Annotated in this window: 16 protein-coding genes; 1 reads left to right on the forward strand and 15 read right to left on the reverse strand. The window is 36.5% G+C overall.

Features of this window, described 5'->3' with window-relative positions; all coding sequences use genetic code 11:
* Nucleotides 1-61: 61 nt before the first annotated feature.
* Both sirA and tkt read right to left on the reverse strand, forming a co-directional pair.
* Nucleotides 62-511 carry a sporulation inhibitor of replication protein SirA gene (gene sirA / locus HR057_RS04845; RefSeq protein WP_173730296.1) on the reverse strand — a complete coding sequence of 150 codons (450 nt, stop codon included), beginning with the start codon at nt 509-511 and terminating at the stop codon, nt 62-64.
* Nucleotides 512-654: 143 nt separating this feature from the next.
* Complete coding sequence (tkt, locus tag HR057_RS04850) at nt 655-2,661, reverse strand: transketolase (protein ID WP_173730297.1); 2,007 nt, start codon at nt 2,659-2,661, stop codon at nt 655-657.
* Nucleotides 2,662-3,081: 420 nt separating this feature from the next.
* On the opposite strand from tkt, the gene lexA reads away from it, so the two are divergent.
* Nucleotides 3,082-3,705: a transcriptional repressor LexA gene (gene lexA, locus HR057_RS04855; protein WP_173730298.1), complete on the forward strand. Its 624-nt coding sequence runs from the start codon at nt 3,082-3,084 to the stop codon at nt 3,703-3,705.
* 207 nt (nt 3,706-3,912) lie between these two features.
* Here lexA and glnA read toward each other — a convergent pair whose 3' ends face one another.
* From glnA to HR057_RS04920, 13 genes are all read right to left on the reverse strand, one after another.
* Nucleotides 3,913-5,247: a type I glutamate--ammonia ligase gene (gene glnA / locus HR057_RS04860; protein WP_173730299.1), complete on the reverse strand. Its 1,335-nt coding sequence runs from the start codon at nt 5,245-5,247 to the stop codon at nt 3,913-3,915.
* A 41-nt stretch (nt 5,248-5,288) separates the two neighbouring features.
* Nucleotides 5,289-5,681 (reverse strand): MerR family transcriptional regulator, encoded by a 393-nt coding sequence (locus HR057_RS04865; protein WP_173730300.1) that lies wholly within the window; start codon nt 5,679-5,681, stop codon nt 5,289-5,291.
* 114 nt (nt 5,682-5,795) lie between these two features.
* Nucleotides 5,796-7,061: a methionine gamma-lyase family protein gene (locus HR057_RS04870; RefSeq protein ID WP_173730301.1), complete on the reverse strand. Its 1,266-nt coding sequence runs from the start codon at nt 7,059-7,061 to the stop codon at nt 5,796-5,798.
* A 10-nt stretch (nt 7,062-7,071) separates the two neighbouring features.
* Nucleotides 7,072-8,334, reverse strand: a complete 1,263-nt coding sequence (gene hflX, locus HR057_RS04875; protein WP_268990191.1) for a GTPase HflX — start codon at nt 8,332-8,334, stop codon at nt 7,072-7,074.
* A gap of 128 nt (nt 8,335-8,462) precedes the next feature.
* The gene (gene spoVK / locus HR057_RS04880; RefSeq protein ID WP_173730303.1) at nt 8,463-9,413 is read right to left on the reverse strand and encodes a stage V sporulation protein K; all 951 of its coding nucleotides are present in this window, start codon (nt 9,411-9,413) and stop codon (nt 8,463-8,465) included.
* 371 nt (nt 9,414-9,784) lie between these two features.
* Nucleotides 9,785-10,021 carry an RNA chaperone Hfq gene (gene hfq / locus HR057_RS04885; protein ID WP_173730304.1) on the reverse strand — a complete coding sequence of 79 codons (237 nt, stop codon included), beginning with the start codon at nt 10,019-10,021 and terminating at the stop codon, nt 9,785-9,787.
* Between the two features lie 33 nt (nt 10,022-10,054).
* Nucleotides 10,055-11,011, reverse strand: coding sequence for a tRNA (adenosine(37)-N6)-dimethylallyltransferase MiaA (gene miaA / locus HR057_RS04890; RefSeq protein ID WP_173730305.1), 957 nt, complete (start codon nt 11,009-11,011; stop codon nt 10,055-10,057).
* Nucleotides 11,012-11,102: 91 nt separating this feature from the next.
* Nucleotides 11,103-12,998 (reverse strand): DNA mismatch repair endonuclease MutL, encoded by a 1,896-nt coding sequence (gene mutL / locus HR057_RS04895; protein WP_173730306.1) that lies wholly within the window; start codon nt 12,996-12,998, stop codon nt 11,103-11,105.
* A 13-nt stretch (nt 12,999-13,011) separates the two neighbouring features.
* A complete protein-coding gene (gene mutS / locus HR057_RS04900) occupies nt 13,012-15,618 on the reverse strand; it encodes a DNA mismatch repair protein MutS (RefSeq protein ID WP_173730307.1) in 2,607 nt (868 codons plus the stop codon).
* A 91-nt stretch (nt 15,619-15,709) separates the two neighbouring features.
* On the reverse strand, nt 15,710-16,273 hold the full coding sequence (locus HR057_RS04905) for an outer spore coat protein CotE (protein ID WP_173730308.1): 564 nt from the start codon (nt 16,271-16,273) through the stop codon (nt 15,710-15,712).
* Nucleotides 16,274-16,475: 202 nt separating this feature from the next.
* Nucleotides 16,476-16,943, reverse strand: a complete 468-nt coding sequence (locus tag HR057_RS04910; RefSeq protein ID WP_173730309.1) for a RicAFT regulatory complex protein RicA family protein — start codon at nt 16,941-16,943, stop codon at nt 16,476-16,478.
* Nucleotides 16,936-18,483 carry a tRNA (N6-isopentenyl adenosine(37)-C2)-methylthiotransferase MiaB gene (gene miaB, locus HR057_RS04915; protein ID WP_173730310.1) on the reverse strand — a complete coding sequence of 516 codons (1,548 nt, stop codon included), beginning with the start codon at nt 18,481-18,483 and terminating at the stop codon, nt 16,936-16,938. Before miaB ends, HR057_RS04910 begins: the two co-directional genes overlap by 8 nt.
* A 183-nt stretch (nt 18,484-18,666) precedes the next feature.
* Nucleotides 18,667-19,533: a 2-oxoacid:ferredoxin oxidoreductase subunit beta gene (locus tag HR057_RS04920; RefSeq protein WP_173730311.1), complete on the reverse strand. Its 867-nt coding sequence runs from the start codon at nt 19,531-19,533 to the stop codon at nt 18,667-18,669.

A 19,533-nucleotide genomic window follows, 5' to 3' on the forward strand; every position in this document is an offset into this window, starting at 1 on the left:
CCTATCAATAAAGTGTACTAGAACAACAGCCATTTCACAATATTTTTTATAACTTTCCTTTTTAAATATAACGCTCCTGCTTGATTGGATTTAACCAACCAAAATGTTTGTTGTCAAAATCCATAGCCAAAAAACATGGATTATATTTCCGAAGAACCTCAAAAAAATGAGTTTCCGCATCATAGCTTCCTTCTGACATAATCCTCATGTATCGATCGTATACTTCTAGCTTTGCAAGGGAAAACGATTTACTAGCTTGTGGCTTATAAATGAATTCCGTTCCTTTTTCTTTATATGTCGCCTGAATTTGCATGTTTTTTTCAATATATCTATTTATTTCAATTACTGAAATCGGATTCGTAATATAATCAATTTGTTTTGACAACAACTCGGATCGAGCAGGGTTTTGTTCTTGAATTTGTTCTAGGAATAAATTAAAAATTAAAAACTCTTTTCCAAAATATTCGTAGGCTACATCATCTTTTAATAGATAAATAAAATAGTTTCTCATGAAAATTCCCCCTACTACTCGTTCTAGTAAAAGTATAGACGAAGTAGAGAGAAATGATTGTCACCTGTTGGTGAGAGAATCCACTAGTTTTGTCGAAAAAGGTGAGGCTGAAATTTTTTGTTCAGCCTCACATATATTTGTTGTTATTTTTCAAGCAAGGCTTTTACTCTTGCAACAACATTTTCTACAGTAAAACCGTATTCTTGCATAAGTTTCTCTCCAGGTGCTGATGCGCCAAACTGATCGATAGCAATGATATCGCCTTCTGAACCCACGTAACGATGCCATCCTAGTGAAGAACCCATTTCAACAGCTAAACGTTTTTTCACATTTTTAGGCAAGACAGATTCTTTGTACTCTTCTGATTGCTCTTCAAATAGATTCCATGCAGGCATGCTAATGACAGATACGTAAATTCCTTCTTCTTTAAGCACTTTTTGTGCTTCGATTGCTAAGTTTACTTCAGAGCCGGTAGCTAAGATCAGAGCATCTGGAGTTTCTTTTTCTGATTTACTAATTACATAAGCTCCTTTCCTAACTCCTTCATAAGCTTTTTCTTTTGTACCCTCAATGGTTGGTAATCCTTGTCGCGATAAAACGAGAGCCGTTGGTCGATTTTCACTTTCAAGAGCTACTTTCCATGCGGCAACTGTTTCATTACCGTCAGCAGGGCGGATTGTAGTTAAATTAGGCATCGAGCGAAGAGAAGCTAAATGTTCAATTGGCTCATGAGTAGGACCATCTTCGCCCACAGCAATGCTGTCATGAGTAAACACATAAGTTACCGGCAAGTTCATAAGTGCTGACAATCGAATCGCTGGACGTAAATAATCAGAGAACACAAAGAATGTTCCTCCGAAAACTTTTAATCCTCCATGCAGAGCCATTCCATTTAAAGCGGCACCCATCGCAAATTCGCGAACACCAAACCAAATATTACGGCCGCTATAATCATGGGCAGAAAAATCACCTTGGTCTTTCATCGTTGTTTTATTTGAACTTGCTAAATCGGCTGATCCACCAAAGAATTGCGGAACAGCTTTAGCAATGGCGTTAATGGTTTGACCAGATGAATCACGGCTAGCTAATTTCGTACCTACTTCATATGTTGGAAGTTCTTTCTCCCAACCTTCTGGTAGTTTGCCATTAATCGCTTGTTCTAATTGTTGGCCAAGTTCAGGATACTTTCCTTTATAAGCAGACAATAATTGATTCCATTCAGCTTCGTGTTTTGCTCCTGCTTCAAAAACCTCTTGTCGGAAATGATCATACACTTCTTGCGGTACATAGAAATCTTCCTCAAAAGTCCAATTATATGATTGTTTAGTTAACTTAACTTCTTCTTTCCCGAGAGGAGCGCCATGGGAAGCAGATTTTCCAGATTTATTCGGAGATCCAAAGCCAATAGTTGTTTTCACTTCAATTAAAGTTGGTCGGTTTAAATCTGCTCTTCCTTCCTCTAATGCTTTTTCAATTTCATCTAAATTATTGCCGTCTGTAACCCGCAATACTTGCCAACCGTATGCTTCATAACGTTGTAAAACATTTTCTGAAAACGAGCGGTTAAGATCTCCGTCTAATGAAATATCATTGGAATCATATAAAATTATTAAGCGACCAAGTTTTAAATGGCCTGCTAATGAAGCAGATTCAGCTGAAACACCTTCCATTAAGTCGCCGTCTCCGCATATTGCATATGTAAAGTGATTAATGATTTCGAAATCTGGTTTGTTAAATTTAGCAGCTAAATGCCGTTCAGCCATCGCCATCCCGACAGCTGTTGCAACACCTTGTCCAAGAGGACCTGTTGTTGCTTCAACCCCTGGTGTATGTCCATATTCTGGATGACCTGGTGTTTTTGAACCCCATTGACGGAAGTTTTTAATATCATCCATTGTCAAATCATAACCGCTTAAATGTAAAAGGCTGTACAATAACATAGATCCATGTCCAGCAGATAGAATAAAACGGTCTCGGTTAAACCAATTTGGATTAGCTGGATTATGTTTCATAAATTTTGTCCACAACTTATAGGCCATTGGTGCTGCACCCATAGGCATACCTGGATGCCCTGAATTTGCTTTTTCAATTGCATCAATTGACAAAGTGCGGATCGAACTGATCGATAATTGTTCGATAGATTGTGACATTTATTTCATCCTTCCTAACTTTTCTACTCGGTTTCCATCATATAACGAAAAATCCATTGTTTCAACAAATTTCCTCAAGACAATACATATTATGTGCGATTGTGGTAATTTTTATTGAACCAAAACTGGTCTACCCATCTTTTATCACTTTTCGAAAATTCAATAATCTATTACAATTGCCCCTAAACTCAAACTTGTTATAAAAACGGTTTAAATGAACATTGTTACAACAATTAATTGAAGCAGCTCGTTATAAGAACCGCTAAATTTATTTTATCGGACTATTCCTAACCAACGATTTATACGCCACTTAACCTCTCCTTCAATCCTATCACACATTTCTTTTCGAACTTATGTTTGTAAACAAATGCAAAATTTGTTATAATTCTATTAATATATTGGATTAAAGAGGTGAAAATGATGACAAAAATTTCTAAAAGACAGCAAGACATCCTTGATTTTATAAAAAAGCAAGTAAGCGAAAAAGGATATCCACCATCCGTTAGAGAAATTGGCGAAGCAGTAGGCTTAGCATCAAGCTCGACAGTCCATGGGCACTTATCGAGACTTGAGAAAAAAGGATATATTCGTAGAGATCCTACTAAGCCGAGGGCTATTGAAATATTAACGAATGAAGAGACAAACTCAATTCCTAAATCAGAAACAGTCAACGTACCGATTATCGGCAAAGTAACGGCAGGTTTACCGATTACCGCCATTGAAAACATTGATGAATATCTTCCTTTACCAGAACGATTTGTACCCGCTGATGGCAATGTGTTTATCCTTGTCGTTGAAGGGGAAAGCATGATCGAAGCAGGCATCCATGATGGGGATTATGTCATCGTTCGTCAACAACAAACGGCTGAGAATGGCGATATCGTTGTTGCAATGACCGAAGAAAACGAAGCAACTGTTAAACGATTTTTCAAAGAAAAAAATTATATTCGCCTTCAACCAGAAAATTCAGCGATGGAACCGATCATCGTTCGAAACGTATCAATATTAGGAAAAGTGATCGGCCTTTACCGTTCCATTGATTGAACAAAATTAATAAACAACAGTAATAAGCTGCATCAAAACGGAAAAAAATTTGATGCAGCTTTTTTATAAATTATCAGAAAAATTAATCCGACAAAAAAGGGCGTAAGATCGTGCTATTCTCGACCCCTGCCCTTACTTCCAATATCTATTTTATATCATATTTTAAATACCCCATTTAGAAGGCTTCTCAATTTCTTGCAACCACTTTTAATAAGTAGACATATAATGCTCACGTTCCCAAGTCGTTACAGTTGTACGGAACATATCCCACTCAATTTCTTTTGCTTCAATAAAGTGTTCTGCAATATGTTCCCCTAATGCATCTAAAATGACCTCATCCTGTTTTAATTTTTCCAAAGCGACACCAAGGTTTGATGGTAAATCGATGATTCCATGTTCTAAACGTTCTAACTTACCCATAACGTATATATTGCGGTCAACAGGTTTTGGAGCTTTTAATTTATTAATAATTCCATCCAAACCAGCAGCTAAAATTACTGCCATCGCTAAATAAGGATTTGCAGATGGATCAGGACTACGCACTTCTACACGGGTGCTCATACCTCTAGCTGTTGGAATGCGGATTAGTGGACTACGATTTTTCGCAGACCAAGCAACATAGCATGGAGCTTCATACCCTGGCACAAGGCGCTTATATGAATTAACAGTTGGATTACAAATTGCTGTAAATGCTTCAGCATGTTTCATAATACCTGCGATAAATTGATAAGCTGTTTCGCTTAATTGAAGCGGACCATTTTCATCATAAAAGGCATTTTGATTTCCTTTAAATAATGACACATTACAATGCATGCCAGATCCTGCAATTCCAAAGATTGGTTTTGGCATAAAAGTAGCGTGTAAACCATGTTTACGTGCAATTGTTTTAACAACTAATTTAAATGTTTGAATATCATCACATGCTTTCACTGCATCCGCATACTTAAAATCAATCTCATGTTGGCCTGGGCCGCATTCATGATGGGAAGCTTCAATGTCAAAGCCCATTTCTTCCAATTCCAAAACAATATCGCGGCGGCAGTTTTCTCCAAGATCTGTAGGAGCCAAGTCAAAATATCCGCCTTTATCATTTAATTCCATTGTTGGTTCGCCATTTTCATCAAGTTTAAATAAATAAAATTCAGGTTCTGGTCCAAGGTTGAAAGAAGTGAAGCCTAACTCTTCCATTCTGCGAAGCATCCGCTTCAAGTTACCGCGAGGATCGCCCGCAAAAGGTGTACCGTCTGTATTATAAATATCACAAATTAAGCGGGCAACTTTCCCTTTTTCAGTCGTCCATGGAAAGACAATCCACGTATCATAGTCTGGATATAAATACATGTCGGATTCTTCAATACGAACAAATCCTTCGATGGATGAACCATCAAACATCATTTGATTGTTGAGGGCCTTATCCAACTGACCGATTGGAATTTCTACGTTTTTAATAATTCCAAGCATATCTGTAAATTGAAGGCGAATAAATCTTACATTTTGCTCTTGTGCCATTCGTTTAATGTCTTCTTTTGTATACTTTGCCACTACTAGCTCCTCCTAAATACTGTCTATTCCAAAATGATTTATTAATAAAATAAGTTGAAATTGCCATTCTGCTGCTTACTAAAACGGCCAGCCTGAATAAGCTCTTTACGAAGCAAACGCCTCAACTCGGCATCTGACAATTCCTGCTTCACATCAGAGACTTGCTCGGTTTTTTCTATAAATTTTTCGTCTTTCTTTGTCGCAAATATTTTTTTAATTCCGGCTAAATTAACCCCTTGTTCAATCAACGATTTTATTTCAAGTAAACGGTCAATATCATTGAAGGAAAACAACCGTCGATTTCCATTTGTTCTAGCGGGATGAATTAATTCATTTTCTTCATAATAGCGAATTTGACGAGCGGACAATTCAGTAAGTTGCATTACTATTCCAATTGGAAATAAAGGCATCGTACGACGAAACTGATCACTCATTACTGGTGCCCCCTTCAAGCAGTACTGCTTTCATTGATTTTATCTTAAATGACGATATTTTTTCTGTCAACACTATGTTAGAATACCTTACACTTTTTCATAAACAATCAAGTACTAACGAATATATCCCTTTTCCATTAATTGATTAATTGCGGTAATAAGGGCTATCTTCACATGTTCATAAGTAAGTCCCCCTTGAACATATGCTTCGTACGGAGGACGCATTGGACCATCAGCTGTTAATTCAATACTTGCTCCTTGTATAAAAGTACCAGCAGCCATAATGACATCATCTTCATAACCAGGCATATAACTCGGTTCAGGTGATACATGAGCATTAACGGGAGAAGCAAATTGGATGGCTTGACAAAAAGCAATCATCATTTCCCGATCTTGAAATTGCACAGATTGAACGAGATCGGTTCGTTTTTGTTTCCAACTTGGATATGTATGAAACCCATACTCCTCTAAAAGAGCTGATGAAAAAACAGCTCCTTTCAATGCTTGTCCTACAATGTGAGGAGCAAGGAAAAATCCTTGATACATTTCATGCAAGCTATATAGCGACGGGCCTGCTTCCCTGCCGATACCTGGTGCAGTTAAGCGATTGGCACATAAATCAACTAACATTTCTTTTCCAACAATGTAACCACCACTTTTAGCAAGACCGCCGCCAGGATTTTTAATTAAGGAACCCGCTACTAAGTCTGCACCAACATGACAAGGTTCAAGCTCTTCAACAAACTCACCATAACAATTATCTACAAAAACAAATACCTCTGGCTTAATTTCTTTTACAAATTTGATCATTTCCTTAATTTGATCAATTGTAAAGGACGGTCTAGTTGCATACCCTTTTGACCGTTGGATGCCAATTAATTTTGTATTTGGTTTAATAGCCTTGGCAACATTGTGATAATCAACAGTTCCTTCTGGTGTTAAAGGAATGGCTTGGTAGCTGATTTGAAAATCTCTTAATGAACCGTTTTGTTCTCCACGGATACCGACAATTTCTTCAAGTGTATCATACGGTCTTCCAGTAATATATAAAAGTTCATCACCAGGTCGAAGCACCCCAAATAATGAAAGGGAAATGGCATGAGTGCCTGATATAATTTGTGGCCGTACCAACGCTGCTTCCGCACCAAACACTTCAGCATAAACGTTTTCCAGTGTATCCCTGCCGATATCATCATAACCATAGCCAGTAGAAGGATTAAAATGAAAATCAGCCACTTTTTGATTTCGAAATGCCGTTAAAACTCGATACTGGTTTTTCTCAACTATTGAATCAATTTCAGAATGAATAGGTTTAATTTTTTCTTCAATTTTTTCAACTACTTTTTTTATTTCTAATCCAAAACGAAAATTCTCGTACATACTAATCTCCCTAATGAAGTTGATAATCTTTTATTTGTTGATGTAAAGGTCCATTTGGCATTACGAATCCTTTACATTCATAAATTTCTCTTTGCTCATTAAATTGTTGATCAACTACGATCGTTTCCCCTTTAAGTTTAGCGAGTAGCCGTCCTTCTGTTTTAGGAACAAAGATATGATAATATTCCATTTGTTCGATTATTTTCTCTTCGATTTTTTTTCGGAGGAAATTTATATCTTCCTGATCAAGGGCACTTATAAATACCATATCATTCGTCGAAGGAACGAACGAAGTAAGTACTAAGTCTTTTTTATTGTAAACGGTTAATATCGGGATATTTTTAATCCCAAGTTCCTCTAAAATTTTGTATACTGTTTTTTCATGGTTAAAATAATCTGGATTTGAACAATCTACTACGTGCAAAATTAAATCAGATTCACACACTTCCTCGAGGGTAGAACGGAACGCAGCAATTAAAGTCGTCGGCAAATCTTCAATAAATCCAACCGTATCGGTTAAAAGGGTTGTTAATCCGCTTGGCAGGATGAACTTTCTTGTCATCGGGTCTAACGTTGCAAACAATAAGTTCTCTTCAAACGCCGCTGCTTCCGTTAGTCTGTTAAAAATCGTTGATTTTCCAGCATTCGTATAACCGACCAGGGAAATTTGAAACGCTTGATTCTTCTTTCTCCTTTCCCGATAACGGATCCGATGTTCAGTAACCGCTTTTAGCTGCTTTTTAATTTCATCAATGCGGCGGCGAATATGGCGACGGTCGGTTTCCAGCTTTGTTTCACCCGGCCCTCTCGTTCCAATCCCTCCGCCTAGACGTGATAAGGCAAGACCTTGGCCTGCAAGCCGTGGTAATAAATATTCGTATTGAGCAAGCTCTACTTGGAGCTTCCCTTCTTTTGACTTCGCACGGGCTGCAAAAATATCTAAAATTAGTTGTGTACGGTCAATGACCTTTGCTTCAAACGTTTCTGATAAATTCCGAAGTTGGGAGGGCGAAAGTTCATCATTAAAAATGATTACATCAATATCTAATTCTTTTTCTAGTTGGGCAATTTCTTCAACCTTTCCTTTTCCGATATAGGTTGCAGGATGAATCTTCTCTCTTTTTTGCGATAAGCTCATCATTACTTCACCGTGAGCTGTTTTTGTCAGAGAGGCCAACTCTTCCATTGAATATAAAAAACGTTCTTCATCCATGTGCGGCAATTGACAACCTACTAACAATGCCCTTTCTTTTCTTGCTTCATTTTCAATCAAAATTTGTCCCTCGCTTTTATTACATTCTTTATCAATATTAACAAAGAAAATAAACATTTTCATCCTGTGAAAATATAAAAAATTGAAAAGAAAAAGAAAGACTGACAAATTTGCCAGCCCTTTCTTTCTTAAAAATCACCAAAAGTTAAATCTTCACTTTTAATTGTTTCCAACTCTTTTTTATCATAGGTATCATTCACTAAAAGTCTTAACGCTTGGGCGCGTATAGCTTTTTCAATACAATTGCGAATGTAACGACCATTGCTAAAAACATGAGGAGATCTATTGTATTTTACAGCTTGCAAGTGTTCTCTAAGCTTCCACTCAGCATCTTTTGATAAAACATATTGTCTTTCTTTTACCATTTTCCTTGCAATTTCCATCAATTGATCAACGGTATAATCCGGAAATTCAATAACTAAAGGAAATCGTGACCTAAGTCCAGGATTTAATGATAAAAATTGATCCATCTCTTTAGCATAACCAGCTAATATTAAAATGAAGTCATTTTGTTTATCTTCCATATTTTTTACTAGCGTATCGATCGCTTCTTTTCCAAAATCTTTCTCTCCCCCACGTGCCAAAGAGTAAGCTTCATCAATAAATAATATGCCACCCATCGCTTTTTTAATTAATTCCCTTGTTTTTTGTGCTGTATGCCCGATGTATTCTCCGACAAGATCAGCCCGCTCTGCTTCGATTAAATGTCCTTTTGACAATGCATTCATTTCTTTTAACAATTTTCCGATAAGCCTTGCTACTGTCGTTTTCCCAGTACCCGGATTTCCTTTAAACAACATATGAAGCACTTGACCGCCCGGAAGTAAACCATGCTCTTCACGGACTTTGTTAATGTAAATCCATGCATATATTTCTTTTATTACTTTTTTCATTCCATCCATTCCAACAAGAGCATCCATTTCTTTTTCGATTTTCATCAGCGGCTCGTGTTTGGCATGGATGATTTCTTGCTGTTTATCAAGTGACTTTGATGCTTTTGTGACCTTCAATTTCATTTTTTCATTGTTTAAAACAATGTTAATCTGACCGTTTTTATTCAAAGTTAGTGGTTGCTCCATATGAAGTCACCTCTCATTCATGTATAGTATACGTACGAGGTGGGTAAATTGTGACAAATGCCTATAAAAAAGTGAAAATTTCCTTGATTGAAGAAATTTCTGTTTTCAAATACTTTTTCCATTATTTGCTTTATTTCATTTAATTTTAAGGGACAGGCCCCGGAGCGCTTTTTTAGTATTCCCCCACACAAAAAAGAGGGTAATCCAGAATGTCGATTTTCCGACAACTGAATCCCCTCTTTCATCTTTTAGACCAAAATGAAATATATTTGAATATTCCCATACATGTAAACGGTTAAAATTGGATGTTTATCAATTTTTTATATTGAAAAGGGTATCAATGATTCAGACAACCCCTTTTCTAAACTTCCTTATTGTTGATTGCCTTCCAAGTCAATTTGAACAGCTTTTTGCGGTGAAAAAGTGGAAATTGCATGTTTATAAATCATTTGTTGTTTCCCATCCGTATCTAATAAAACTGTAAAATTATCAAATGCTTTCACAGTACCTCTTAACTGGAAACCATTTAATAAAAATACAGTTACATTAATATTTTCTTTACGGAGCTGGTTTAAAAATTGATCTTGGATATTTATGGATTGTTTCATCGAACAGTCCTCCTCTTCTATTCCTTATATAATCTATTTCGCTTTAAGGTGAAGCTTTCCTGCAATTAAATTTAAAATTTCTTGAATCTTTTCTGCAAATATGGTTTCATTTTGAACAGCTAAAGACATATCAACCCAATTTACATCCATTTTATTACGGAACCATGTTAATTGTCTCTTTGCATATCTTCTTGAATTACGTTTTAAAAGTTCAATTGCTTCCTCTTTTGATACTTTTCCTTCAAAATAATCATATAGCTCTTTATAACCAATCGCTTGAACCGATTGGCAGTCTCTGATACCTGCCTCGTATAATGCTCGGACTTCCTCAATTAAACCTTGTTGCACCATTTGGTCTACTCTTTTATTAATGCGGTCGTAGAGAAGATCTCTTTCCATTGTCAGCCCAATAATAAGATCATCATAAGGGGCTTCTTGTTCCTGTTTTTTTAAGTACTCGGTCATTGTTAAACCAGTTTCATGATAAATTTCCAACGCCCTGATTACTCGCCTCACATTATTGGGGTGAATACGCTTAATGCTTTCCGGGTCAATCGTTAAAAGTTCGTTATAAACTTTTTCAATTCCTTCCTCTTCAATCCTTTTTTCAAGAAATACCCGGTATTCCTGGTTAGATGCAGCTTTCGAAAAATGATACCCGGAAAGAACTGCTTGGATATATAATCCTGTTCCTCCAACTATGATTGGAACTTTCCCTCGATTGGTAATTTCTTCAATACAATGAGTGGCAAGTTCTTTAAATTCCGCTGCTGAAAATTCTTCCCATGGATCTTTAATATCAATGAGATGGTGGGGAATTCCTTGCATTTCATCTTCTGTCACTTTTGCAGTTCCGATATTCATCCCCCGATAAATTTGCATGGAATCTCCACTGATGATTTCCCCGTCAAGCGCAAGAGCTATTTCTATACTTGCTTTTGTTTTTCCAACCGCAGTTGGTCCAATAATAGCAATCACTTTTTTTTTCATTTTTTTGTCACCTTAAAAGTACCTCTCCATCCATAATAAACAATTCTAGTCATGAATACAAACTTTCATTCATGTTTATAATGAGAAAATTTTACATGACACGTTTAAACATTTTCTCGAGTTCATACGTCGAAAAATAAATAATAATTGGACGACCATGTGGACAAGTAAAAGGATCGGTAGATTTTCGCAAAGTTTCAAGCAGGGCAAAAATTTCATCGTTGCGCAAGTGGCGGTTTGCTTTAATCGAACCTTTGCAAGACATCATAATTGCTGCTTCTTCCCGAAGTTCTTGGATGCTAATTTTTTTCTTCGTAAGCACCTCTTGAATAATTTCTTCAATGGTTTCTTTTTCATATCCTTTTGGGAACCATTGTGGATGTGACCGGACAATAAAAGTTCCTCCGCCAAATGGCTCAAGGAAAACTCCAACCCCTTTTAATTTGTCTAAGTTTTCCTCAATAATAAGTGCTTCATTTTTTGTATACTCTAGGGTAATTGGGAACAACAAATCCTGAAGTTCCCTCGGCACTTGTCCAACTTTTTCTCTAAAATATTCATATTTCACTCGTTCTTGTGCTGCGTGTTGATCAATAATATACAAGCCTTTTTCATTTTGTGCCAAAATATACGTTCCGTGCAATTGACCGATTGGGTAAAGAGGTGGAATTCGATCGTAATTCTTTTGAATATCAGCCACTATATGATTATTCCCGATATCGCTCTTCGGTTCAGTTAAATTTGTTTCCCCATCGACAATTGTAGTATCTATATTGATAACTTCATCTTCGATAAAATTTTCTGATTGACAAGTATTTACATTAATAACAGATTCATTTTCTTCGTCTATTTGTGGTTCATTTATATCTTCAATCTGTAATTCGTTATCTATTTGTCCATACGGCTTTTTTTCCTCTATAATTTTATGTTCAAATTGGAAAGCTTGCTGTTCAGAAGCCGGTTTCGTTTCTTTCCTACCTTTAGCAACTTCTGGGATTAACGTTTGTTTCCTGAATGCACTCTGAATCCCTTCTTTGATCAAGTCATAAAGCTCGTTTTCTTTGCTTAAACGAACCTCTAGTTTTGATGGATGAACATTGACATCTACTAATAACGCATCCATTTCAATTTGTAATATCGCAATCGGGTAACGACCAATCGGCAAGAGGGTATGGTAGCCTTCTTGAATTGCTTTTGATAACGTATAATTCTTTATAAACCTACCGTTGATAATTGTTGAAATATAATTCCGTGAAGCCCTAGTCACTTCAGGTTTTGCGATATACCCTCTAATGATAAAGTCGATGTTTTCAAGCTTTAAAGGAATCATTTGCTTAGCTATGTTCATCCCGTAAATGGATGCAATGACTTGCAGTAAGTCGCCATTGCCGCTTGTAAATAATATTCGGTTGCCATTATGCGTTAATAAAAGTGATATTTCTGGATGAGCCAAAGCAATCCGGTTGATATAATCGGTAATATTACTTAGTTCTGTATGAACCGTCTTCATATATTTTAGCCTTGCAGGGGTATTGAAAAATAAATTTCGTACAATGATTTCCGTTCCTTTACGGCTTGATGTACTTTTCTGACTTTCAAGAGTACCCCCTTTTAATTTAAGGTATGTACCTGGACCTTCCCCTGTTGATGTTTTCATTTCCAACTCTGAAACGGAAGCAATACTTGGTAGTGCTTCGCCTCGAAAGCCAAGAGTTTTTATTCTAAACAAGTCTTTTTCGTCTTTTATTTTACTTGTCGCATGTCGTTCAAAAGCGAGAAGACAGTCATCCGGCTCAATTCCATCACCATTATCAACGATACGAATTTCCTCTAAACCACCTTCTCTTACATGAACTTCAATTCTTGTGGCGTTGGCGTCAATTGCATTTTCAACCAATTCTTTTACAACAGAAGCCGGGCGTTCGACAACTTCCCCGGCTGCAATTTTATTGGAAAGATGATAATCCAACTGCTTGATTTTTCCCACAATATCACCTGCATTACACTTTTGATTTTAATCGTTTTTGTAGTTTATAAAGCACATTCATAGCATCGAGCGGCGTCATTTCAAGTAAATCTAGTGACTGTAATTTTTTCAATACCTCTTCAGCATTTTTGGTGACTTGGGTGGTTTTTGAATTTTGCTCCTTCGGCTCAGTTTCGATATTAAAAAATGATAATTGAGCATTTTCTTCATAAACTGTTGTATGAATATTTTTATTTTCTGTTTGATTGTTTTCCAACTTGTCCAAAATTTCTTTAGCACGTTTGATTAGCGTCTCAGGCAATTCTGCCAATTCAGCTACATGAATACCATAACTTTTATCTGCAGGTCCTTCTTTCACTTTATGAAGAAAAACTACTTTACCTTTTTCCTCCATAGCGCTAACATGAACATTTACTACCCTTGCCAAGGAATGTTCAAGTTGGACTAACTCATGGTAATGGGTAGAGAATAATGTTTTCGCTCCTATTTCATCATGAATGTACTCAATAATCGCTTGTGCTAAAGCCATTCCATCATAAGTGGATGTTCCTCTGCCGATTTCATCCAGCAAAATTAGACTATTTTGAGTTGCTTTTGTTAATGCATTTTTCGCTTCGAGCATTTCTACCATAAACGTGCTTTGCCCTGATACTAAATCATCAGCTGCACCGATTCTTGTAAAAATTTGGTCAAAAATAGGCAGGACTGCTTTCTCTGCAGGAACAAAACAACCAATTTGCGCCATAATTGCTATTAATGCAATTTGTCGCATATACGTACTTTTCCCAGACATATTTGGCCCAGTAATTAAAAGGATTTCCCTCTCGCTGTTAAGGTGGCAGTCATTTGCAACGAATACATTGGATTGAAGCACTTTTTCAACAACTGGATGACGGCCTTCCTTAATGATCATGGACCGGTCTTCTGAAAATTCCGGTTTAGTATAATGATATTCTTCACTTATTTCTGCAAAACTTTGTAAACAATCAATTTCACTAATAAACTTTGCTAAATGTTGCAGCTGTGGAATATACTGTTTTACTTCTTCTCTAATATTTACAAACAAATCATATTCCAAATCGACCATTTTTTCTTCTGCTTCCAAAATAAGTGCTTCTTTTTCTTTAAGTTCAGGTGTTATATATCGTTCAGCATTAGCCAGTGTTTGCTTTCGCTCATATCGGCCTTCTGGCAATAAATGAATATTCGACTTTGTTACTTCAATATAATAGCCAAAAACTCGATTGTAACCGATTTTTAACGATTTGATGCCAGTTATCTCTTTTTCCCTCATTTCCAATTGGGCAATCCATTGTTTTCCATTCAATACAGCATCACGATACGCATCAAGTTTTTCATTGTATCCATCTTTAATGATTCCCCCATCTTTGATGGAAAGCGGAGGATTTTCTTGAATACTAGCATCAATTAAATGAAAAAGTGATTCACAGCGGTCAATATCACGCACAAGTTGATTCGCGTATTCATTTCCCAGCTGTTCGACTAATCCAAGAATGATTGGCACCTGTTCAAGCGATCTTTTTAATTGAATTAAATCACGGGCATTGACATTCCCAAAAGCGACCCTACCAGAAAGACGTTCTAAATCATAAACGAGCTTTAATGCTTCCCGTAATTCTTTTCGAATCATAAAATTATTTAGAAATTGTTCTACGAGATTTAAGCGATTTTCAATTTCTGTTTTTGAAAGAAGCGGACGTTCAATCCATTGTTTTAAACGCCGTGCTCCCATTGCTGTCACTGTAGAATCTAAAAGCCATAAAAACGATCCTTTTCTCCCTTTTGCGCGAATCGTTTCAACAAGTTCTAAATTTCGTTTTGAATGGATATCGAGTTTCATATATTGATTCGTTTCATAATATTGGACTGGTTGTAAATGTTCAAGGGATCGTTTTTGCGTTTTTATCAAATATTGTAATAATCGGCCCAACGTTTCTTTGAGCTTTGTTTGTTCTAATCCTTTACTAGTTTCAGCTAGAGACTCAGGAATTGCTGAATCATCTTCAATAGAAACGGTAATATTCATCCGCTGCTTGAACTCTCGTAATTTTTCTTCCGAAAATGTAGAAGATACTACAACTTCTTTTGCCCCAACAGAATAGATTTCTCCCACTGCATCTAGCCAATCGCCAACAATCATCGTAATATTGCCTTCACCAGTTGTTAAGTCAATATAGGCAAACCCATAAGAACCATCTTGAAAATCATTAATGCTAGCAATATAATTATTTGCTTTTTCATCGATGACTTTGCCTTGCATGACCGTTCCAGGGGTAATTAACTGAACAACTTCTCGACGAACAACACCTTTGGCAGCTTTTGGATCTTCTACTTGTTCACATATAGCAACTTTATAGCCTTTTTCAATCAATTGATTTATATAACTTTCAGCAGAATGATAGGGAACCCCGCACATTGGAATTCGTTCCTCAGTTCCCCCATCACGGCCTGTAAGGGTAATCTCTAATTCTTGCGAAGCTTTAATTGCGTCTTCAAAAAACATTTCATAAAAGTCGCCTAATCGAAAAAATAAAAAGGCATCTTTATATTGTGCCTTTACAGATAAGTATTGCTGTATCATTGGCGTGTATTTTGCCATGTTTACAAATCCTCCAATTAAAATCCTTTTCCCATTCTTACTAGTATAAAGTATACCATAAAAAAACTAGGAAGGAGTATCTTCCTAGTTACTATTCTTCTTCTCCAGCTACTAAAAAGTCTGGATTTAAATCTTCAAATTCATCGTCGCTAAGGTCTTCATCACAAATATCTTCTTCACAAACTCCAGGATATACCTTCACACAAACTTTTGTTTCACCAATGACTTCTGCAATAAACTCCCGCTCAACTTGAACGACTATTTTATTGCCATTTGGTGAAATTGAACATTCTAAACAATTTGGTTGCTGGAGCACCCTAGCAATAACTTCTAGATCATCGCTAATGCACTTTTCATCTCTCGAAGATAGGCGTACGACATCTTTATAGTGTACTGTTTCAGTGACTACTTCTGTTTTTGTGTTTTCACTGAATGAGTACCATACGTTAATATCATAACAACCTTCGATTTCAACGTGTTCTCCAGACTTTTTAGCATCATATTCATGGTTAATGATCCAACATCCTAGAATGCTAGTCGGTCTGTGAGAAGGTGTAATTGTATGTGTGCATTGCGTAAATTTACGACCTTTGCCGCAAACGGCTTTCGTAATAATTTCTCTAAATCTAAAATCATGCTCTCCTCTAGTTGACATATTGAGCACTACCTCCTCAATCTTATGTTCCATTTCATCCTATGCAGGGCGAAAGACCAGTGTGCAAAAAAATTCAGTTCTCAATTTTCTTTAAACCTTAGTTTATTTTATGCACGGAACATAAGATATGTGCCCAATCAAATAAATTTTACTGAAAAAGAGGCTGACAAATCGTCAACCTCTATTTCAATAAATTTCCATTTTATTTTTTCTTAAATTCTTCTGGGATTAGATGGTCATGTTCACAGCCGCCTTCTTGATGACAGCCTGGTTGAGAGCCTGTTTTTCCTTGCAGTAAATCGCCGCCAGTCGATAAAATAATTTCATTTGTAACCGTTTGGGAAATCGTACTAGAAACAAGTTGCAGCAGGTCATTGACAACGACTTGTGAACGTTTAAATTCTGCCACTACCGGTATTTCGTCTAATTCTGCCATTAGGGCATCTATTTTTTCTTCTACTTTTTTCAATGCTTCCGGTTTATTATAATGTTTAAAATTGACAGCCTGCTTTTGATAGCTTTTTATATCATCCATTAGCTTTCGTACTTTTTCATTTTTATTAATTGCTTCCTCAGCTCTTTTAAAAAATTCGACTTCTTCAGTTTCTGCAATTAACTTTGCTAATTCTTCCGCCTTTGCCACCACTTGTGATTTTGTATATTTAGCCATTATATGTTACCCCCATCGCTTCTTCTACCATCTCACCATTTAATGACCAAGTTTTTGCTTCCGTAATTTTCACTTTTACAATTTTGCCGATTGCAGATTTTGGACCTTTAAAGTTTACAAGCTTGTTCTTTCTTGTGTAGCCTGCTAAAATATCTGGATTGTTTTTGCTCTCTCCTTCTACGAGTACTTCAACAATTTGATCTTGATACTGCTTATTTTTTTTGGCGGAAATTTCGTTTACTAATGCATTTAAGCGTTGCAAGCGCTCTTTTTTAACTTCCATTGGAACATTATCAACCATTTGGGCTGCAGGTGTTCCTTCTCGTGGAGAGTAGATAAATGTAAATGCACCATCATATTCGACTTCGCGATATAAAGAAAGCGTTTCTTCAAATTGTTCTTCTGTTTCATTTGGGAAACCAACGATAATATCAGTTGTTAAGGAAACATCCGGAATTGCTTCTTTTATTTTACGTACAAGTTCTAAATATTGTTCTCGGGTATATTTTCGAGACATGATTTTCAATACTTCTGTACTACCTGATTGCACAGGCAAATGGATATGATTCATTAAGTTGCCGCCTTTTGCAAGCACCTCGATTAAACGATCATCAAAATCGCGTGGATGGCTTGTCGTAAAGCGAATACGCGGAATATCGATTTTTCGGATTTCATCCATCAAATCGCCTAATCCATACTTGATATCAGTAAAATCTTTTCCATATGCATTTACGTTTTGACCAAGAAGTGTGATTTCTTTATAACCTTGGCGTGCCAACTCTCGTACCTCAGCAATAATATCTTCTGGGCGACGGCTTCTCTCTTTTCCTCTCGTATACGGAACGATACAATAGGTACAGAATTTATCGCATCCGTACATAATATTAACCCATGCTTTAATTTTTCCATTTCTAACTTTTGGCAGATTTTCGATAACATCCCCTTCTTTTGACCATACTTCAACGACACGTTCTTTACCAAACATGGCTTCCCGAAGAAGTTGCGGTAAACGGTGAATGTTATGCGTACCAAAAATGAGGTCAACTTGCTGATGTTTTTGTAATAGTCGGTTTACAACACCTTCTTCTTGTGACATACATCCGCAAACGCCCAAAATTAGATCTGGCTTTTCAAGCTTTAATCGTTTTAAATGACCTACTTCACCAAAAACTTTATTTTCAGCATTTTCACGAATCGCACATGTATTTAATAATATAATATCTGCTTCTTCTGGCGAATTTGTACTTTCAAATTCAAGCTCAGTTAAAATTCCTGCCATTACTTCCGTATCATGTTCATTCATTTGGCATCCGTATGTGCGAATATAAAATTTCTTGTCTTTACCAATCCCCACCATATCTTCCGGTATATCATAACCGCGGTGCACTTTAACCTCTGATTTGCCGCGCTTTTTTGCTTCCTTCATGGAAGGTGGGATATAAACTGTTTCAAAATATTTTGCATAATCCTTTTCGGATTTTCTGTCCGAAGGATTAACCGCATTTACTTGTTGACTTTGCAATCTTTGTTGTTCGTTCATGTGTATCTCCTTCCTCAAAAGTTAAAATTTTCATCATCATTAATGAATAAGGAACATAACAATTACATAGTATATATCTTTACTGAAGTTTTCACAATAGCGGGTTCTATTTTAAAATTTGGGAGCGCAAAAAAGCTGGCCGATTGGCCAGCCTTTGATTCTTTGAAAAATGTTTAATTCAAATTACATAAACTCTTTTACCAATTCATTGAACTTCTCTTCAGAAATTTTTAAATCTGCATAAACTAATGGTTTTTCACTATATCCATGAACAAGCTCTTGGTAAGATTTTTGTTCTTTGTTTTGATAAATTAAACCTGTAACGAGTCCATGGTTTTCCATCAATACTTGCATCGCCATGTTACGGTTCGATGGATCATAGCCTTCAATATCATCCAATTTCTTAAGATTTTCTTTAAACCAATCATAAGTGTTCACTTTATTATAGGTTACACATGGACTAAAGACATTGATTAAAGAAAATCCTTTATGTTTAATACCAGCTTCAATTAATGAAGTAAGCTCTTTTAAGTCGCTAGAAAAGCTTTGTGCCACGAATGTTGCACCTGCAGTTAAAGCCATTTCCATCGCATGGATTGAATGCTCGATGGAACCTTTTGGTGTACTCTTTGTTTTAAAGCCAAAATCACTGCGTGGTGATGTTTGTCCTTTTGTTAATCCGTAAATATGGTTATCCATTACGATATATGTGATATCTATATTACGACGAATTGCGTGAATTGTATGCCCCATACCGATGGCAAAGCCGTCGCCGTCACCGCCGGCAGCAATGACTGTTAAATCTTTATTTGCCATTTTAACCCCTTGGGCAATCGGTAAAGCACGACCATGAATACCATGTACACCGTAAGAGTTAATATATCCGGAAATCCGTCCAGAACAACCAATCCCTGAAACAACTACTAATTCATGTGGCTCGATGCCGATATTTGCAACCGCGCGTTGGATAGCTGCTTGCACAGAGAAATCACCGCAGCCTGGACACCAGTTAGGTTTCACGCTATTTCGAAAATCTTTAAATGTTGCCAT

It is taken from the genome of Calidifontibacillus erzurumensis (assembly GCF_013303125.1).
GTDB lineage: Bacteria > Bacillota > Bacilli > Bacillales > Bacillaceae_J > Calidifontibacillus > Calidifontibacillus erzurumensis.